16 protein-coding genes are annotated in these 19,297 nt (G+C 39.2%); 9 read left to right on the top strand and 7 right to left on the bottom strand.

The window, feature by feature from the left end:
• Positions 1-84: 84 nt before the first annotated feature.
• The gene (ppnN, locus tag GLIP_RS03365) at positions 85-1,440 is read right to left on the bottom strand and encodes a nucleotide 5'-monophosphate nucleosidase PpnN (protein ID WP_008843160.1); all 1,356 of its coding nucleotides are present in this window, start codon (positions 1,438-1,440) and stop codon (positions 85-87) included.
• 21 nt (positions 1,441-1,461) lie between these two features.
• Positions 1,462-2,313, bottom strand: a complete 852-nt coding sequence (gene queF, locus GLIP_RS03360) for an NADPH-dependent 7-cyano-7-deazaguanine reductase QueF (protein ID WP_008843159.1) — start codon at positions 2,311-2,313, stop codon at positions 1,462-1,464.
• A gap of 156 nt (positions 2,314-2,469) precedes the next feature.
• Between queF and syd the strand changes: the two genes are divergently transcribed.
• Complete coding sequence (gene syd / locus GLIP_RS03355; RefSeq protein WP_008843158.1) at positions 2,470-3,012, top strand: SecY-interacting protein; 543 nt, start codon at positions 2,470-2,472, stop codon at positions 3,010-3,012.
• A 223-nt stretch (positions 3,013-3,235) separates the two neighbouring features.
• Here syd and GLIP_RS03350 read toward each other — a convergent pair whose 3' ends face one another.
• Positions 3,236-3,535, bottom strand: a complete 300-nt coding sequence (locus GLIP_RS03350; protein ID WP_040521759.1) for a hypothetical protein — start codon at positions 3,533-3,535, stop codon at positions 3,236-3,238.
• A 162-nt stretch (positions 3,536-3,697) separates the two neighbouring features.
• On the opposite strand from GLIP_RS03350, the gene GLIP_RS03345 reads away from it, so the two are divergent.
• Positions 3,698-4,060, top strand: a complete 363-nt coding sequence (locus GLIP_RS03345; protein WP_008843156.1) for a DUF3192 domain-containing protein — start codon at positions 3,698-3,700, stop codon at positions 4,058-4,060.
• Between the two features lie 54 nt (positions 4,061-4,114).
• On the opposite strand, the gene GLIP_RS03340 is transcribed toward GLIP_RS03345, so the two are convergent.
• Positions 4,115-4,345 carry a DUF2789 family protein gene (locus GLIP_RS03340; protein WP_008843155.1) on the bottom strand — a complete coding sequence of 77 codons (231 nt, stop codon included), beginning with the start codon at positions 4,343-4,345 and terminating at the stop codon, positions 4,115-4,117.
• A gap of 187 nt (positions 4,346-4,532) precedes the next feature.
• Between GLIP_RS03340 and GLIP_RS03335 the strand changes: the two genes are divergently transcribed.
• Positions 4,533-5,174 carry a GNAT family N-acetyltransferase gene (locus GLIP_RS03335; RefSeq protein ID WP_008843154.1) on the top strand — a complete coding sequence of 214 codons (642 nt, stop codon included), beginning with the start codon at positions 4,533-4,535 and terminating at the stop codon, positions 5,172-5,174.
• A 780-nt stretch (positions 5,175-5,954) separates the two neighbouring features.
• Here the strand turns inward: GLIP_RS03335 and GLIP_RS03330 are convergent.
• Positions 5,955-9,509 (bottom strand): PAS domain-containing hybrid sensor histidine kinase/response regulator, encoded by a 3,555-nt coding sequence (locus GLIP_RS03330; protein ID WP_008843153.1) that lies wholly within the window; start codon positions 9,507-9,509, stop codon positions 5,955-5,957.
• Between the two features lie 264 nt (positions 9,510-9,773).
• On the opposite strand from GLIP_RS03330, the gene lpxL reads away from it, so the two are divergent.
• A complete protein-coding gene (gene lpxL / locus GLIP_RS03325; protein ID WP_040521776.1) occupies positions 9,774-10,706 on the top strand; it encodes an LpxL/LpxP family Kdo(2)-lipid IV(A) lauroyl/palmitoleoyl acyltransferase in 933 nt (310 codons plus the stop codon).
• A gap of 29 nt (positions 10,707-10,735) precedes the next feature.
• Positions 10,736-11,347, top strand: coding sequence for a TcpQ domain-containing protein (locus GLIP_RS03320; RefSeq protein ID WP_008843151.1), 612 nt, complete (start codon positions 10,736-10,738; stop codon positions 11,345-11,347).
• Positions 11,348-11,369: 22 nt separating this feature from the next.
• Here the strand turns inward: GLIP_RS03320 and glnE are convergent, their stop codons facing one another.
• A complete protein-coding gene (glnE, locus tag GLIP_RS03315; protein ID WP_052154920.1) occupies positions 11,370-14,243 on the bottom strand; it encodes a bifunctional [glutamate--ammonia ligase]-adenylyl-L-tyrosine phosphorylase/[glutamate--ammonia-ligase] adenylyltransferase in 2,874 nt (957 codons plus the stop codon).
• Between the two features lie 157 nt (positions 14,244-14,400).
• On the opposite strand from glnE, the gene GLIP_RS03310 reads away from it, so the two are divergent.
• Complete coding sequence (locus GLIP_RS03310) at positions 14,401-15,303, top strand: DUF350 domain-containing protein (protein ID WP_040521775.1); 903 nt, start codon at positions 14,401-14,403, stop codon at positions 15,301-15,303.
• Positions 15,304-15,324: 21 nt separating this feature from the next.
• Here GLIP_RS03310 and GLIP_RS03305 read toward each other — a convergent pair whose 3' ends face one another.
• On the bottom strand, positions 15,325-15,678 hold the full coding sequence (locus tag GLIP_RS03305; protein WP_226992172.1) for a GIY-YIG nuclease family protein: 354 nt from the start codon (positions 15,676-15,678) through the stop codon (positions 15,325-15,327).
• Between the two features lie 181 nt (positions 15,679-15,859).
• On the opposite strand from GLIP_RS03305, the gene trhA reads away from it, so the two are divergent.
• The 3 genes from trhA to GLIP_RS03290 all read left to right on the top strand — a co-directional run bounded on the left by trhA (position 15,860) and on the right by GLIP_RS03290 (position 19,214).
• Entirely contained in the window at positions 15,860-16,510 is a 651-nt protein-coding gene (gene trhA / locus GLIP_RS03300) for a PAQR family membrane homeostasis protein TrhA (protein WP_008843147.1), read from the top strand.
• Positions 16,511-16,576: 66 nt separating this feature from the next.
• Positions 16,577-18,004 (top strand): bifunctional D-glycero-beta-D-manno-heptose-7-phosphate kinase/D-glycero-beta-D-manno-heptose 1-phosphate adenylyltransferase HldE, encoded by a 1,428-nt coding sequence (gene hldE, locus GLIP_RS03295; protein WP_008843146.1) that lies wholly within the window; start codon positions 16,577-16,579, stop codon positions 18,002-18,004.
• A gap of 118 nt (positions 18,005-18,122) precedes the next feature.
• Positions 18,123-19,214 (top strand): XrtA/PEP-CTERM system-associated ATPase, encoded by a 1,092-nt coding sequence (locus GLIP_RS03290; RefSeq protein WP_008843145.1) that lies wholly within the window; start codon positions 18,123-18,125, stop codon positions 19,212-19,214.
• Positions 19,215-19,297 lie beyond the last annotated feature (83 nt).

The following is a 19,297-nucleotide window of genomic DNA, read 5'->3' as shown; positions in this document are numbered from 1 at the left end:
TTCCAATTTAACTATTGTCTATATTAATCAAAACCTGATGTTGATTAAAGGCTACTAAACGTGAAAACACGAAGCTTACCTTAATTATTTCATTACTTGATAACATGGGCTGTATTCACTGCCTGGCAATTTCATTCGTTGTTGTTTTACAAATGATTGTAAAAGGGTGTCTAACATTTGCATTAGTTTAGGGTCGCCATTGATTTTAAATGGGCCATGCTCTCTGATTTGTTTAATGCCTTCTGCTTTAACATTACCAGCAACGATACCTGAAAACGCTTTGCGTAAGGCGGCGGCAAGCTCAGCTTTGGGCTGTGAAAAATGCAGATTTAACGCTTGCATGCTTTCGTGCGTCGGTGCAAACGGTTTTTGAAACTCAGGGTCAATTTTTAATAGCCAATTGAATAGGTAAGAGTCACCCGTAGAGCGTCTATGAGTGCGTACATCTATTTGCTTGCTTTTAACTTTCTGTGCCACTTTGACGGCATCATCAACTATTATTTCATACAAAGATTGAGCTTCAGGACCCAATGTAGCACCTACAAATTTATCTATGGATTCGAAATAATCTTTGCAGTGAGCCGGACCAGTCAGAATGATAGGGACTATTTGCTCTTTATTGTTTTCATTTAGTAATACGCCCAATAAATAAAGTAGCTCTTCTGCAGTGCCCACTCCCCCCGGGAAAATCACTATGGCATGAGCGACGCGCACAAAAGCTTCCAAACGCTTTTCGATATCAGGCATGATGACCAACTCATTCACAATCGCATTGGGCGGCTCAGCAGCGATTATCGATGGCTCTGTCATGCCCATGTAACGACCTTGTTTATAGCGTTGCTTGGCGTGTCCGATAGCTGCACCTTTCATCGGACCTTTCATCGCACCCGGCCCACAACCTGTACAGATATTCATTTCACGCAATCCAAGTTGATAGCCAACTTCTTTTGTATATTTATACTCGACCTCGCCGATAGAGTGTCCGCCCCAGCACACTACCATGTTGGGATCACTGCCTACTTTTATAACTTCTGCATGACGCAGAATGTCAAATACGATGTCGGTCAAGTAGCGCGATTCTGATTCTTGCTCTTGGTCGAAGCTATATTTTCCCCCCATGTGAAGAATGTCTCTGAGCACCGCAAAAAGATGTTCGTGTACACCTTTGATGAGTTGGCCGTCTACAAAAGCCACAGCAGGTGGGTTCACCAGCTCTATTTTAACCCCTCGTTCGCGCCTGATTAGATTGACTTCAAAATCTTTGTAAGGCGTGAACAACTGTTCGCAGTCGTCTTCTTCAACCCCTGAATTTAAAACGGCTAAACAACAGTTTCTAAACAACATATACAAATCACTGTTTACTGATTGTTTTAGTCTGTCTACTTCGAATTGAGACAATTGGCTTAATGGGCCAACAGGGTTTAATTGTATTGAAAGCATAGGTGTCCTGTTATTTGTAGGTTACTGCCGTGCTTGACGAGCTAAATCGTAAGTAGCTTCGAAATTGCTTCTGAAGGGATTAATATCCAATCCTCCTCGGCGTGTGTAACGAGCGTATACGGTTAATTTCGTTGAATGACAATATTGTGATATGTCTTCGAAAATTCGTTCCACACACTGTTCATGAAATTCATTGTGCATTCGAAATGAAACCAAATACCGCAACAAAGATTCGTGATTAATTTGTGGGCCAGCATAACGGATCATAACGCTTCCCCAATCAGGTTGATTGGTAATTAAGCAATTTGATTTTAATAAATTACTATTGAGCGTTTCGTCAACATGATTGTTACTGGTACGTAAGACAGATGGCTCTAGATTATATTCGGTAAATTCAATATCTAAATCATCAATATTGAGGCCAGGTAAATTTTCAATTTTTTGGTCTGCAAATTCTGAGGGTAATATCACCTTAACTTGCACCTTCCTGCCAGCACAAGCGGTTAGATCTTTTTGCAACATTGCAGATAAGGTTTCAACTGATTTGACTTTAGTCTGGTTAAAACTATTCAAATACAGCTTGAAACTTTTTGATTCAATCAGGTTAGGAGAGTCGAAGGGGACAACACATTTCATCAGTGCTATTTGCGGCTTACCTCGGGAGTTCAACCAAGATAATTCATAGCCATTCCAGATATCGTCACCATGAAAAGGTAGTTTACCAGTTAATCCAATTGCATCCCTGCTTATGCTTCGCGGTACTGCTTGGAGCAGACCAGGAGAATACGTTTGTATGTATTCAACACTTTTACCTAATGTGAGGTTTTTAAGTTGTTGTGATGATTTAACTATCTCATCGGTTTTATTTGTCATTTAACCTTCTCGTTTTACGGGGCGGTATTAGTATACAATTAGTGCTTATTTCTCGCATCTGTCCTTAAACAGATTGCAATATGTTTTCATCACCCCAATTGACGCATGGCTTAGTTGCTTCTCGTCAGTTAATTTTAATAAAAGGAAGTGTAGTCTGTGAGCATTGTATCGGCACTACAAAGTTTTGTTTCAGAATATGTCGATTATTATCAAAATAATCAGCAACCGTTAGTTATTCAGTATGACAAAAATTGGCCGTCACCGTGTTATCAGCAAAATGGCGAACAAGATGAATGGGTTAATTGGCGACCTATCCTACAAACTGCTCCAGCTAGCTTTGAACATTTTGAACAAGCCCTAGATCTTAAAATGGATGAGCAACTCAAACAATATTATACCTGTTTTTGGAGTGATAACCTAAACGCGAATACAGAGCGTGGAAATCTACAGCTTTTGATGCCTTGGAACGAAGAGGATTTTGAACGTTTACAAAAAAATCTCGTAGCACATGTTTTGATGAAAAGAAGGCTAGGGCAAGAAGAAACCTTATTTTTCGCCATTACCGATGAAGATGATTTTATTGTTAGTGTTCATAACCAATCTGGAAAGGTGATGTTAGAGCAGGTGGGGTTAGAGCCAAAAGAAACTTTAGCAGAATCGTTAGAGGAGTTTATTCAGCAATTATCACCACGCATATAGCCTGAGTTCCTGGCCGTAATGCTCGGTCGTCAAAACCGCGGGACTAAAGCCACCGCCTACAGGTTAAAAATGTAGTATAGGCTTTAAGCCCATGAAAATTGTTAGTCAAAACCGCAGGGCTAAAGCCACCGCCTACAGGTTAAAAATGTAGCCTGGGCTTCAGCCTATGAAAATTGTCAGCCAAACCCGCGGGGCTAAAGCCACCACACAGGGTTTTATACGTTTACACTTTTTTTCGTAATGCGTCGCTTAAACTCTGTACCTGACTTTCTAAAACCACGATTCGTTGTTCAAGGTTCTTGATATGCGAAAGCAAGTCGTCAGGTTTGTCGGCAATTGGTTCACTCAATGTTGCTTTGGAGAATTGTTCGGGATCGCTCTGCCAGCGCTTGAGTACCTCGATAATATCTTTTAAGGGTAACGGGCGATTGGAGGCTTTTTTGACAAGTGCCACGCTCGGCAATTTGCCGCTTGCCTTTATCTTTTCACAAAGTGAAGCTATGTATTGAAACTGATTAGACATGATGAAAAACACTAATAATTAGCGAATGTGCTCATATTAACGGTATTAGCAGCGAGGTGCATTATTTATTTTTCATATAAAACAATAAGTTAAAAATTGGCCTTATTTTTGTATTGTGGTGTATCAGTAAACTTACTGTTATCGAAAATAAAGGAATTTAAAATGAAAAAAACACTAATTGCTGCTGCCCTTGTTCTTCCCCTAACGTTGTCTGGATGTGTTATCTCGGTTGGCGGCGAAGGAGACTATTCGCACCATTCTGATTGGGAACAAAAAGAACGCAAAAACAGAAAGGCGATTTCTACTTTAGAATCAAATACAGCAATTGAGGATATTAAACGTCGTTTCGGAACCCCTGATTTTAGTGAACTACATCAACAAAATAACGATGAAATTAGTGTTTTATTTTATCGTACACAACGTCGTGAAGGTGATGGAATAACTACCAAAGACGAATGCACGCCATTAGTATTTAAAAACGGTATCTTGATTGGCTGGGGCGACGCAGCATATAAAAACATCTAATGGTTTTTGCAATACACTGATATCACTTAGGGCTAGGTTTTCTAGCCCTTGAACTTATCTGAGACGGTTATCGAGCTGATCGATTAGCTCTGTCCACTCAGCATCCTCGAAAAAAGACTGGCGAATAAAGGTTGCTTGAGACTCAGTCCAAAAAGGAGCTTCTTCCAACTTTACAGATTTCTCTAAACCTTTGTGTTCACTTATAAAGGTTTCGATCGACTCGTCATCATTGGCTAAACCCAATTGCAAAAACAAATCTTTCATTTCTAAATTTTCAGTTAGCATGTAACTTCTCCTAGGATAGATTCGTAAACATTGTTGTCTATATAGTTAAGCTTGGGTGAAAAATACTATAAATCAACCTCTGTGGAATGAATTCTAATAAATTTAATTATCAAGCAGGTTAATATACTGTTAACAAGTGGTTAATTTTTCTGTAAAGTAAAAATTCTTATTCGAAGTGAGTCTATCTATGTCAAGCACTGCACAAACACTCGATCCATTAGCTAACATTAAAGCTGTTTATCTTGCGGCTGAAGATTTAAAAATTGCCGCTTCGATTTTATATCAGGCATACCATGATGATCCGTTATTTTTAGATATTTTCGAATCTGAGAAAGAAGGATATGAATCGAGACTGCGCAGCGCGATTAGGGAAGAACTCAATGCGTTCTGGGCTGCTAAACAACCTATGATTGGATTGTTCGAAGAAGAGCGATTATTAGCGGTAGCGTGCTTGATTAGCCCAAATAGTGAATTCCAGCCAAATCGTTTTTGGCATTGGCGATTAAAAATGTTGCTTACCGCTGGGTATTTGGGCATGAAACAGATGGTTGAAAAAGAGCAACGTGTAAAAGAACGTATACCACATGAGAAATATCATATGTTGTCATTTATTGGTGTACACCCTGATCATCAACATCGCGGACTAGGACACGTTTTAATGAGTGCCATTGATAGTATTGTGGTTGAAGAAGAAACAAGCGAAGGTGTTGGGGTTTACGTTACTTTACCTAAATGTTTGTCTTTCTTTTCTGATGGCAAATATGAGCATATTGAAGAGTTGAAGGTATCCCGCATAAATGGTCAAATTATGTTTAGACCCCGGCCATAAATATCATTTTTTGCTAAATTTAGATTTTTGAAACGGTGATCAGTTGATGATCACCTTTTAATATTTATGGCTTTTCATAACTATTAATCCCTCCTAGTTTACTTCTACTGACACTTTTAAACACCATTGATGGTTAAATTTTTTTAGAGCGGTTTTTTACCCGTTCTGTCAACGTGAGACATTGTCTTTTTATTTTGTAAGATATTTCCTACAGAGGCGTAGGTGTTAAGCGGAATAAACGCCTAGGGTAATACTTACTAAATATATAACCTATTGAAATACATTGATTTAAAATCAGATATACGACTTTCGTCTAATGGCTTACAAAAATACTTTCATTTGGGTACTGGAACGAAAAGTAAATTGCTTTATCTTTAGTCTCGTCACAAGGAAATACGACGGGTCAGGAAGACTTAAGGAAAGCCAAAGGATCACTTTCATTGGATGAAAGTAAAAGTTCATGATGAGCTTTTAGCAATGGATGCAAACCCACGGATTGGTATGGAAGAACTAGGACAATCTTATGGATGAGAATTGCTACACCAAGGATGTGTAGTTAATGAATGGAAAAATGGAAAGGAACACACTTAAGGATAAGTGACTCACTTAAGGATGAGCGAGATTAGATGGAAAGGGGCGTATATGGATGTTGACCGGGATGGTTTAATGGCGATGGAAAGCTGAGAGGGATTCTCAAAATTCTACGAGGTGTGTCTAATTTGTTAGACACACCTTTTTTATTTCAAATACTTAAAAAATTAGTTATACGCTACTAATCAGCTAGTTTCGCAACCACTTGCTTAATCCCACCTTCAACTCTTCCAAAACAATAGGTTTCGTTAAATAACCATCCATTCCTGCGGCAAAACACTTCTCCTGATCACCCTTCATGGCATTAGCGGTTAAAGCAACTATTGGAATGTTAGGGTCAAACCTCACATCTTGGGCGGCGCGTATTTTCCGACTAGCTTCATAGCCGTCCATTACCGGCATCTGACAATCCATTAAAACAATGTCAAATGGAATTGCTGTTTGATTTAATCTTTCGAGTGCCTCTAAGCCATTATTTGCCAGTTCGGTTTGGCAGTTTAGATTTTTTAACATTTCATCGGCGACAGCCTGATTAATGATGTTATCTTCTACTAATAATACTCGCGGCATCTGAAGAGGTTTACGAATAGAGTTACGTTTGGTGATCATTTCGAAAGCAGTTTCTGTTCTTGTATTAATTTGATTAGCAATTACCGAAATCGCTGACAACAAATCATCATTTTTTATTGGTTTGCTAAAATACGCGTCAAACCCAATGCTTTGAAACTTTTGAGCATCGCCTCGCTGGGCAGTTGACGTCATGAGTATCATTTTTATTTTTGTAAATCGCTGATCACTTTTGATCGCTTTACCTAGCTCAGTGCCATTTATTCCGGGCATATCAGCGTCTATTATTGCGATGTCGATTGGTTTTTTGTTTTCACTATTCTGGCGCAATAATTTGAGTGCGGCAGGGGAGTTTTGAGCTTGCACAACATTAATTTTTTGAGATTCTAAAATCGAGCACAAGACTTCTCTATTGGTTTTATTATCATCAACAATTAACACGCGTAGATTCGCGATATTTTCATAAGAGTAGTCTAGATTGCCGCTATTCTTTCGTTCAGAGGCAGGATCAAACTGAATAGTAAACCAAAATTCTGACCCTTTCTTCCACTCACTATTTACCCCTATTTCTCCGTGCATTAGCTCGACTAATTCTTTAGCGATTGATAATCCTAAACCTGTGCCACCAAACTTGCGAGTTGTTGAAGCATCTAATTGACTGAATTTTTGAAATAATTGTTTCTGTTTGTTTTCCGAAATACCAATACCAGAGTCAACAACGCAAAAAATGAGTTTGTTGTCCGCCAGAAGATTAACTTTTATTACGATTTCACCTTGCTGGGTAAACTTGATTGCGTTACTGGTTAAATTGCTTAGGATTTGCCTAATTCTACCCGGATCGCCTTTGATCCACTTGGGTACCTTTGCTTGCATTGAAAAAATGAGTTCTAGCTGTTTTTCTTCAGCACGAAGGGAAAAACTTTCGACAAAACAATGTAACATCTCATGTAAGTCAAACTCGATATTCTCAATGTCTAATTTACCTGCTTCAATTTTTGAAAAGTCGAGAATGTCATTGATTAAGGCGAGCAATATTTGCCCACTATTTTGTGCTAACTCTGCATATTTTAATTGTTGTTCAGACAAAGGTGTATTTAACAACAAATCATTCATACCGATTATGCCATTGATAGGAGTGCGTATTTCGTGACTCATATTGGCTAAAAAGTCACTTTTTGCCTGGCTGGCAACCTTAGCTTGCTCTTCCGCCTCTTTTAATTCCGTAATATCTTGAAAAGCGCCGCGCAGTAACACTTCTCCATCATGGTTTTTTTCTGCGAACCCGAATGATTTAACCCATATTTTATTATTTTTAGCGGTTTTAAACGGAAGTTTAAAATCAAACGGAATCCCTTTTTCTGTGGCATTTTGGAGCGCTTCTTTCACCTGCTGTCGATGCTCGGGGTAGTAGAAATTGATTGCATTTTCAACATCGACTTTGCTGCCTACAGGTAATTCGTGAATTCGATAGACTTCATCTGACCAAAATAAAGTGCCAGATGTTATATTGAATTCCCAAGCACCAAGTTTAGCGACCTTTCCGGTCGCCATTAATAATGAAGCACTGCGATTTTTTTCATTTTCGATGCGCTTTAATTCTGAAATGTCGCGCCCAACAAATAGGAAACCATCTAAATTTTTATCTGGGCTCATTATGGCTGTGACGGTTAATTGAATGGGAATTGTTTGTCCATGTTTATTTCTAAATTGAGTTTCATATTCATCCGCGACACCTTGGCTAGCCGAAAAGGTAATTGATTCCATACCCATTGTTATCGTCCGTCCCATTTTTTTACTAATTTTTTGAGCATGTAACTGCAATGCTTCAGGCTCAAAGAATGTGTCCGGTTTTAACTTCCCAATCACTGAATTTCGGTCATATTTAAGCAGCTTTTCGGCGAAGTTGTTGTAAGTTAAAATTCGTCCAGAAGTATCGGTAGAAAGAATTATTTGATTGGCACTGTTAAGTATGGCTTCTTGCAAATTGCTAAAGTTTCGAAGCTCAAGCTCCTGTTGTTTGCGCTTGGTAATATCCATAGCCACGCCAATGATATGAATAACCTGATTGTTCTGAAGAACCGGTTTTATATTGGTCCGAACCCAAAAAGGAAGTCCTTGCTTATTGTAATTAATCAATTCGTAACTGAACGTTTCACATTTACGGATGGCACTTCTTATTTTGGCCAGCGTTGAAGTATCGGTTTTAGGGCCAACTAAAAACTCTTCTGGGGATCTGCCAATTGATTCTTTCAATGTATAACCACTGATTTTTTCAAACGCAGGATTTACCCAATTAATCGTCAGATCTGGGTTGAATATCAATATGGCGTTGTCACTTTCTTGCACAATGTTAGCTAAAAATTCATTTTCAGCTTTGCTTTCTTTCAGCTTTTGTTGCGCTTCGTATTGATCTGTTAAGTCAATATTGATGCCGGTAAACTTAAGTGAATGATTTTTCCCAGTGCTGATAACTTGTCCGAATGAACGAATATACTTTTCTTTATTTGAAGTTGTTAAAATACGATATTCGGCTTCATATTTATCGTTTAATTTGTTTGCTTGATGAAACTCATTGATGGCCATTTCTCGATCTTCAGGATGGATAAACTGAAACCACTCCTTTAGATTGACTGGAATTTCCTCATCTGGAATAGCATACAATCTACACATTTGCTCATCCCAAATAATCTTCTCCGAGGTAAATTCATATTGCCAAACACCTATGCCTGATTGCTTAGCGACTTCGTATCTTGCCAATAAGTTGTTATTAAGTGATTGTGCAGTGAACAATTTTTTTGCTGGGCTAAACGAAATTAATAGGCTTTGAGTATTATTAACAGGTATCTCATCTATTAAAACCGTGACATAACTTATCGCAAATGTCGGTGTAGCAATCGCAATAGGATTGCCATCGTTAAGCGCAGTATGTTGATTAGTTGATGTTGTTGAATCCCGTCCGCTAAAAAAGCGGCTAAATAACGCTTGGCTTTGTTTAAATGTGAAAAGGGGTAATATTGATTCGCCAACAATCGTTGCGCAATCAACATCAAATAATTGGCGAGCTGCTGCATTTACGTTTAATACTTCACCATCTGTAGTGCACCAGATCATCGCGATGGAACTTTGCTGAAAAAACATTCCAGCAACATCTTCGTTCCAATTAACTTTATTAGTCACGTTTTTATTATCCTAAAGTAGATGAGAAACACCATACTATCAATCGTTTAGCTAGCGCCATTTTTTTACATTTAGTTAACGATTGCAAACTGACTTTTGGTTTTTTCCATATTCCTTTCAAGTATAGACAAACATTTTTGGAATTTCGTAAAACTTGGTGAGGCAGTACTAAGCCGGAGCGTTGTTAGCAAATCTACAACATAATTGGAAACTGAGGCGTTTGTTATTTACAATACGGCAAATTTTCATTGCAAAGGTTCACGTTTGTCAAACGCTCGGGTTTCCGCCCCACCATTCCAAATGTCTTTCTTTTTACCTAAATATTGGCCGGTATGGCTTAGTATTGGCTTACTCTATACGATTTCTTGGTTGCCTTATAAAGTACAGGTGCTTATTGGTAAGGGATTAAGTTTTATATTGAGAACTCTTGCAAAAAAGCGCATAAACGTTGCAAAAAGGAATTTGGAACTGTGCTTCCCTCAAAAAAGTGAAGCTGAACGTCAATCGTTATTAGATAAAAATATTGAACACGCTGGGATGGCTATTCTTGAAACGGGCATGGGGTGGTGGTGGCCTGATTGGCGAGTGCGCCGCCATTCAGATATTGAAGGCTATGAGCATGTCCAAGCCATTCTAGACAAAGGCAAAGGCGTATTAGGCCTAGCAATTCATAATATGAGCCTCGAACTGGGATGTCGTATCGCCGGTTTAAAATATCCTTCCGTGGCATTTTATCGAAAGCATAACAACCCACTGATGGAATATATGCAATATCGCGGACGTTCGCGCTCCAATAAGTACATGATCCACAAACGCAATGCGAAAGGGTTGATCAAAGAATTGAATCAAAATGAAGTGTGTTTTTACTTGCCCGATCAAGATTATGGACGCAGTTTTAGTGAATTTGTTCCTTTTTTTGCTGTAGATGAAGTGGCATCTACTAAAGGGACAATGTTGTTTGCCAAAAATGCAAACTGCGAAGTTGTATTCATAATTCCTGTGCGCACCAGGAGTGGTTATAAAGCGGTGTTTTTACCGGGCCTTAATCATTTTCCGTCTGGGGACGATAAAAAAGATATAACCCGTGTAAATCAAAAAATTGAAGAGATGATAAATGTCGCGCCTGAACAATATCTGTGGATGCACAAGCGCTTTAAAACTCGTCCAAATGACGAATATCCTTCACTTTATGATTAATCAATTAGATATAAAATGAGTCTCGAAATATGAGCAAAAAAACGTCCAATGTATTGTTCTGGGCTAGGCACCTTGGCTTGGCTTTAGCACTGATTATTATTGCAGCGATTGTACTTAATTTACAAAGCTTTAATGTGTCCGGCCCAAAACCGGAAGGTGAGCCTGAACAGAAGAGTGTGTCACAAGGGATGACAGATTTTTATGCGGCATATCGTATGTCTTCAAGTAAACCTTTTGAAGACGATATTGGCGACTTCGTCATTCAGGTCAACCCTCCAAAACAACCGCTCGACGAACGTCTAAAAAACATGGAAAGTATTCAAAGCAATATCTCTACTCGTTGGGTAGGGGAGCATAAATATCGTAGTTTTAGAGCGGGTAGCACGTTACGTGAAGCGATTACAAATTATGCTCAATCAGAAGGGATGCAGGTTTTATGGGAGTTGGACAAAGACTTTATTATCAAAAATCAGTTCCAACTAGACAATACAATCACAGGTTCACTGGCGCAAATTGCCAGTGCTGTTGATGGTAGTTTTGAAGGGGAAGTAAAAGCTTTTATTTGTCCAAAACAACGTTCGATGATCGTCACTGAAGAAATCAGTAAATATATTCGCGAAAACTGCACCCTAATCGAGTAGAGTTAACAATTAATGCTACTTTTTACTCTTGTTGAAAAGTAGCATCCCAAATTTGCTTTACATTATGTTGGTGCTCAGAGTATTGGCTTTTATCTACCAGATTATCTTTTTTCAACAAAGTTAATCTATGTGAGCGATTTCGGTAATCAAGATAAGCATCGAGCAATTGTTGCTTGTGTGCTGCTGATATGTAATTTGCTTTGCATAGGCTTTCTAGCAAACGAACATTATCAGACCAATCTGCAATTTCAGGTAATGATTTAGCATTATTTAACACCCAAAATTGGACCAAAAACTCGATATCTGCCATTGCGCCGGCATCTTGTTTTACGTCTAACCAGTCTTTATCGCCTTTATTTAAGTGTTCGCGCATCTTATGCCGCATCTGAGAAACGTCTTGTTGCAGCGTATTTTCTTCACGGTGACGGCATAAAATATTGCGCCTGATTGTTTCTATGTGCTTGGAAAAAATAGGCGTAGCGTATACAACTCTTGCCCTAACTAAAGCTTGATGCTCCCAAGTCCAGGCTTCCTCTTGTTGGTACTGCTCAAATCCATTGACGTGACATACTAAGAGTCCTGCATTTCCCGATGGACGCAAGCGCATATCGATTTCGTAAAGTTGACCAGAGGGCGTTTTTGTCATAAACAAATGCATAATACGTTGAGCCAGCTTGGTGTAAAACTGGTTCGCTTCAATAGACTTAGTACCATCGGTTATACTTTGTGAATCGCACTCGTGTACGAATACCAAATCCAAATCTGAACCATAACCTAGTTCAATACCACCTAATTTTCCGTAACCGATAACGGCAAATTTTTTATCTTCTTCTGTACAGCCCTGTGGAACACCATACTTTTGTTTCATATGTTCCCAAGCCATATTGACGACTTCTGTAATAATTGCTTCAGCTAAATAGGTAAGATGATCACTGACTTTCATAATCGGCAGAACGCCAGTTACATCGGCAGCGGCGACTTTTAAGTGCTGGATTTGTTTAAATTGTCGTAATGTTTCCATTTGCAACTCAAGATCATCAGGCTCGACGCGCAACAATGATTGTCGTAGTTCGTCTGGATAGTCTTGCAATTTCGTGGGGTTATACAACAGTTGTGGATTGAGTAACTCATCTAACAAAATAGGGTATTTGGCAATTTGCTCCGCAATCCATGGACTGGCATGGCATAGCCTTACTAATTGTTGCTGCGCACCTTGGTTTTCAACCAGCAATTGCAAATAAGTGGTCCGTCTTAACACGGTTAGTAAAATATAGGTAATACGTTCAAGTAGCACAGATAACTCTGTGCCATCCAAACTAGATTCATCTAAGGCCACTATATTGGCTAAAAGTTGAGGAACGAGTGTGTTGAGTGCAACAAGGGCTTTTTGTGAAGGGTGTTTTTTTTCTACTTGGCTTTTCAGCTCTTTGATGTGTTTTGCAAGCAAGCTAGCAGTTTCATTCGTACCTAAATGATCAAATAAATCAGTAATTTCCTCCACAGAAAGATCCAGCTTCCACGCATCTAAAAATCCGCTTAAATGTGTCAGTTCTTCGTCGTCTGTTTCATTGGGATTATCGCCAATGAGCATTTGAAATTGTTGGTTTATCCATTCGCAATGCTGGTTTAGCATTTCCTTAAGTTGTTGATAATTATCACACTCCATAACCAAACTTAAACGTTCTTCGTCTAATGGATTGTCTGGTAGTACCTGGGTTTGTTTATCTGCGAATTGCTGTAAACAATGTTCTACTTTGCGTAAAAATAAATAGCTTTGGGTTAAGTGCTGAGATTCTTCTTCGGGTAACAAGTCTAGCTCAGTCAATTGCTTCAAAATATAGATTAAATTGGGGTGTTGTAATTGTCGCTCTCGACCACCTTTAATTAATTGAAAGCTTTGCGCGATAAACTCTACTTCACGAATACCGCCTGAACCAAGTTTAATGTTATTGGTGAGTCCACGCCGTCTTACTTCTTGATTTATAAGAGACTTCATATCTCTCAATGAGTCAATCGCACTGTAATCTAAATAACGGCGGTAAACGAATGGTTTGAGTACATCATACAGTTCTTCGGCATATGGGGAAGAATCGTTCAGTATGCGCGCTTTAACCATAGCGTAGCGTTCCCATTCGCGACCTTGCTCTTGGTAATAGTCTTCAAAAGCGGCCATATGCATCACTAACGGGCCGCTTTCACCTAGGGGACGCAATCGCATATCCACTCTAAATACTTGTCCCTGATAATTTGTGTGATTCAGAGCGTGGATTAGGCGTTGTGCAAGCCGACTAAAGAATTGTTGATGTTCTAGGGTTTTTTTGCCGTTTTCAATTTCCCCTTTGCTTGGGTAACAAAAGATCAAGTCAATATCAGAAGAGTAATTAAGTTCTTTACCACCTAGTTTTCCCATGCCTAAAATTAGAAGCGGTTGGGGGCCAAACTCGCCCATTGGCGTCCCATATCGTTCACAAAAGTTAGTATATAACCAAGAATATGCACCGTTAATTAAAGTGTCAGCTAATTCAGAGGTTAACGATAATGAATATTCAATAGTTTGTAGATTTAATAAATCTAATGCGGCAATAGCGAGCATTTGCTGCTTGCGAAAAACCCGCAAACAATTCAATAATTCAGCCTCGCTCGTGACGCTTTCTAACTTCGCACTCAACCATTTAGTGTATTCAAATGGCTGCGTAGGATTTTCTAAAACGTTTATTAAAGGTAAGAGATTATTTACATCAGATAGTAACGAATCAGCAATGAAATCACTCAGGCCAAGCAACAGTTGAATTTGTTGTTTTATCTGTTCAGGTTGCTGGTCTATCGATGATATTTGGCACAGCTGTTGCCAGTTTTTCTCTGTTGCCTTATTCACTAACGTATAAGAAGTATTCATTATTGCAACCGAATTGATATTGTCTTGGATGATCATTGATTATCAATGCTATATCATGTGCCGCTACAATCAATAGGTTATGTTTTAGTTTTTGGTGTTTTCTGGTATTTAACTGCTAGGATTACAATTAGTAATGTTGTCGTGCGGAAATCTTATGATGCAAGATTTAGTTAATTTGGTGCCCTTATCCTCTGGGGTTTGGATTTATCTTGGAATCGATATTGCTGTTGCAATTTGTTTGCTATTTACCTTACGGCTGATGTCAGGAAAAATGGCTGCCGTTAGCACATCTCAAGAGCTTGGTTCTAACGATAATTTTGCTTTTGGGATCAGCGTTGCTGGTCGCATGCTAGCGCTTTGTATCGTGTTATCTGCCGCTGCGGCCAGTTCAGATAACAACGGTTATTTAGGCGCTGCACTGAGCATGTTGCTGTTTGGATTAGTCGGGATTTTACTTATAAAAATCGGACGTATATTGCACGACAAAATCATTCTCAATCGAATTGACAAAGAAGACATGATCAAAAAACGTAATACCAGTATCGGTGTTATAGATTCCGCAAGCTCTGTCTCAACGGCGCTAATTGTAAGTAGTGTTATGCTCTGGGTTGACGGAGCCGACTGGAATGCTTTGTTTGCGATTTTATCTGGGTTTGTAGTCACGCAAGCCATACTGTTGATAAGGACTCGTATTTATGAGCGTCGTTTTATCATCAATAACCAAAGCAGTACTTTTCAGCAGACGATTAGCAAAGGTCAATTAGCGGTCGCTATTCAACACTCTGGAAACTTATTAGGCACTGCAATTGTGGTTTCCGCGGCCAATGGGTTGTTAACTTATAATCCAGTGGGGTATGTCAGTAATTTAACTGGCTGGTTAATCGTTGGAATGGCTTTATCACTTATATTGGTTATATTGGTTATTCTAGCTAAAAAAGTGGTATTAATTGGATTGAATTTGGCTCAAGAAGTCGAACAGCAGCATAATGTCGGGTTAGCCAGTATCGAAATGGTATTAAGTGTTGGGATAGCGTTAATTGTAAGTGGGTTGTTTTCTTAGCTTGAATAGCAGATGAAAAAGTTAAGTTTTGTTGTTTTGTATTTTGTTGTGTACTTCAAATTGAATCAAATCGAGTTGAGCTTGTTCAAACGTGTTGTTTTCTAGTGGCAGCGGCAAAGTGCCAGCTATAATCTTTAATTTTGACGCTTTTGTTTGTTTTTTCAGCCACAATTCAGTTTTTAGTGCATTTGAGTGACTGTCAACCTCAGTTGCATATTTTAGTGTTAAAGGTCCTTTACCTCTGAGTGCTTTGGCGCATAGTTTAGAATTACTGGCGTGTTCGTAAAATCGTCTCGATAAATTTGTACAAATCCCACAATAGTTCATGCCTAACTTGTTTTCAATTATGTAAATAGTCCACGCTTTTTTTGTCACTACTGCGGCCTTTGCTGTTTAATTTAGAAAAGATGCTTATGAAAGGAATAAAGTTACATTAGTATACCAATTTTACCTCTTGAAAATCCTTATCCCGTTAGATAAAAAATAATTCAGTGTACAAGTGTACGCTGAGTGGATACAATCTAATCAAACTATTGTGAGCGACTTGGAGAAAATTGTGGAAACCACACCGTTGGTCAATACCTCAAATCAAGCATATTCATTTAAAGAGGAAGTGATGAACGTTGTTAGCCATGGTATCGGCTTGATTTTCGCTATCGTTGGCTTGGTATATTTAATTATAAGAAGTGACACTGCAGTTTCGATTACCTCTTCTGCAATTTATGGTGCAAGCCTTACGATTATGTTTTTGTCTTCGACAATTTATCATTGGGTGACCGGAAATCAAGCCAAGCAATGGTTTAAACTATTAGATCACAGTGCAATCTACTTGCTCATTGCCGGCACGTATACGCCATTTCTGGCGGTCAGCATAGGAGGCTGGATAGGGTGGACTTCTATTTCAGTCATTTGGTCGATCGCGATTTTTGGCGTGGTTTTCAAGTGTTTTGTCAGACATAGATTCCCTAAAGTATCGGTTATTACCTATTTAGTGATGGGCTGGCTTGCAGTCATTTTAATATATCCTTTGTATCAGTCGGTTGCGGGGCAGGGGCTGTTATTATTGCTTGCTGGTGGCTTGTTTTTCAGCATAGGTGTTATTTTTTACGTTAAAAAGCATCTTGCGTTCACACATGCCATTTGGCACCTCTTTGTTATCGCTGGGTGTGCTTGTCATTATTTCGCTATTTACTATTTTGTTATTTAGAGTAAAGCTTTTCCTTTTTAGTTAAGTATAATTCAGGTCATTATTTCTTTGTTACGGAATGGTTTTATGCTGTTACCTGAATTTTCTGATTGTCGAATCCTTGTTGTTGGCGATGTAATGCTCGATCGCTACTGGACCGGTCCTACTGGGCGTATTTCTCCTGAGGCACCGGTGCCTGTGGTAGCTATACGGGATATCGAAGACCGGCCAGGTGGGGCGGCAAACGTAGCTATGAATGTGGCGGCATTAGGCGCTAAAGTAACTTTACTAGGAATGACAGGTCAAGACGAATCAGCAGGAATTCTACAGCGGTCATTAAATTCCTTAGGTGTGATGTGTGATTTTTGCGAAATAGCAAATTTCGATACCATCACCAAACTGCGTATTCTTAGTCGTAATCAACAGCTTATTCGTCTTGATTTCGAAAAAAGCTTTGCCGATGTCGATAAAACTCAGCTGCATGAGCGCTTTATACAACATCTTGAACATGCCGATTTAGTGATTTTATCTGATTACGCAAAAGGTGCGTTAAGTGGCGTTCAGCAATTAATCCAACTAGCCAAGCAGCATCAAATTCCTGTGGTTGTCGATCCTAAAGGTGATGACTTTGATAAGTATCGAGGCGCAACCTTACTCACACCAAACTTAGGTGAATTCGAAACGATAGTAGGGCAGTGCAAAGATGAAAGTGAATTAGTGCAAAAAGCACAGCAGTTAATCACTACGTTAGAATTAGACGCCTTCTTATTGACGCGTTCCGAACAAGGTATGACCCTATTGCAAAACGCACAGGATGAAGTGCATTTCCCAGCTAAGGCCAAAGAGGTGTACGATGTTACCGGTGCAGGGGATACTGTCATTTCAACGTTATCCGTTGCAATTGCCGCGGGGTGCAGTTTTTCTGAAGCAAGCTTTTTGGCCAATACCGCGGCAAGTATTGTGGTGGGTAAACTAGGTACCTCCACGGTAAGCAGTTCTGAGCTTCGTCACGCAGTGGAAAAAGTCGAACATTATGGTCGTGGTGTAATGACCCAGCAACAACTATCTATTGCTGTGCAAAGCGCTAAGCGTAGCGGTAACAAAATTGTGATGACTAATGGCTGTTTTGATATCCTTCATGCAGGTCACGTTTCCTATTTGGAAAATGCGGCAAAACTGGGTGATAAATTGATTGTAGCGGTTAATTCAGATCAGTCAGTGCGAGAATTAAAAGGACCAGGCAGGCCGGTTAATAATGTCAGTCGACGTATGTCCGTTTTAGCTGGATTAGCTTCGGTGTATTGGGTCGTTGAATTTCACGAAGATACGCCTGAACGCTTAATTAGCGAGTTGCTACCAGACGTTTTAGTTAAAGGTGGAGATTATAAAGTATCTGAAATCGCCGGTGGTAAACAAGTTTTGGCGAATGGCGGAGAAGTTAAGGTGCTTAATTTTGAAGACGGCGTTTCAACTACCAGTATTATCAAGACTATCGTTCAGTCAACGGATAATTGATTCGTCTATTTGCTTAACACTAAGCTAGTTTATTTTGTATAAAAAATTTGCGCCGGCCTACGCTCCCCGCTAAGCTACGCAACTCACAAGTAATCAGTATCTCGGGTGATTTTGCGCTATGTATGAAAACTATTATGGATTAACGTCAAAACCTTTCCAACTTACACCTGATCCAAGTTTCTTTTTTGCCAGTAAATGGCATAAAAGAGCAATGTCTTATCTGCAATATGGATTGTCTCAGGCTGAAGGGTTTATTGTTATAACTGGCGACATTGGAACAGGAAAAACAACGATTGCTAACAGTCTTCTAAATAATATTGAAGATGATATCGTCGCGGCGCAAATTGTTACCCCGAAGCTTTCTCCCGACGAGCTGGTGAAGATGGTTGCAAGCAAGTTTGAAGTAGATACCTTAAATAAAACTAAAGCTGATATTCTTAAAGACTTAGAAAAATATCTTTTTGATTTACATGGTTTAGGTAAACGGGCGCTATTGATTGTTGATGAAGCGCAGAACTTACCGCTAGAAACGATCGAAGAGTTGAGGATGCTGTCAAACTTTCAACAGCAAGGTAAACCCTTATTGCAAAGCTTCTTATTGGGACAAGAAGAGTTACAACCCATCTTAAGAGCACCCAATATGGAGCAGTTTCGTCAGCGTATTGTTGCCTCATGTCACCTTGCGCCTTTAACTGCCCCAGAGTGTAGGGAATATATAGAATATCGTCTCAAACAAGCTGGCTTGCAAAACGAAAACTTATTCGTAGACGGTGCATTTGATAAAATATACCAATTTACCAATGGTGTACCACGCAGAATAAACACCTTAATGGACAGAATTTTATTATACGGATTTTTAGAAGAACTCACCGTTCTAGATGAGTCATCAGTGGACACCGTTACTGCTGAAGTTTCAGATGAAATGTTTCGTCCCGAAGAAGGTACTGGCGAAACGCCGTTGCCTGCAGCAGGTCAACCTCAACCGGAATCAAAAAGCCAAGCTCCGCAAATAAGTGGTGGTGCGGAAATCATGTCTGAGCTGACACCTGATGGTAGAGTTAAAGATGTTCAGTATTATAAAACCATGCTAAATGAATTAACTGACGCCTTAGATAATGCAATCAGCCACAAGATAAAACTCACTCGCTACATTGATAACCTACTCAAGAAAAAGTACAAAACCTATGTACGCCTCAAATCTGATGATTAAAAACTAGACCTTTATTTTTAATTAATTGATTGAAATTAAAAACGAATTGTCTAAAGTTTGAGTGACTAATCGCCGATAATTAC

This window comes from Aliiglaciecola lipolytica E3, assembly GCF_000314975.1.
Taxonomy (GTDB): Bacteria; Pseudomonadota; Gammaproteobacteria; order Enterobacterales; family Alteromonadaceae; genus Aliiglaciecola; species Aliiglaciecola lipolytica.
Note: the sequence above shows the minus strand (reverse complement) of the source record. Positions and strands in the feature narration are given on the sequence as shown.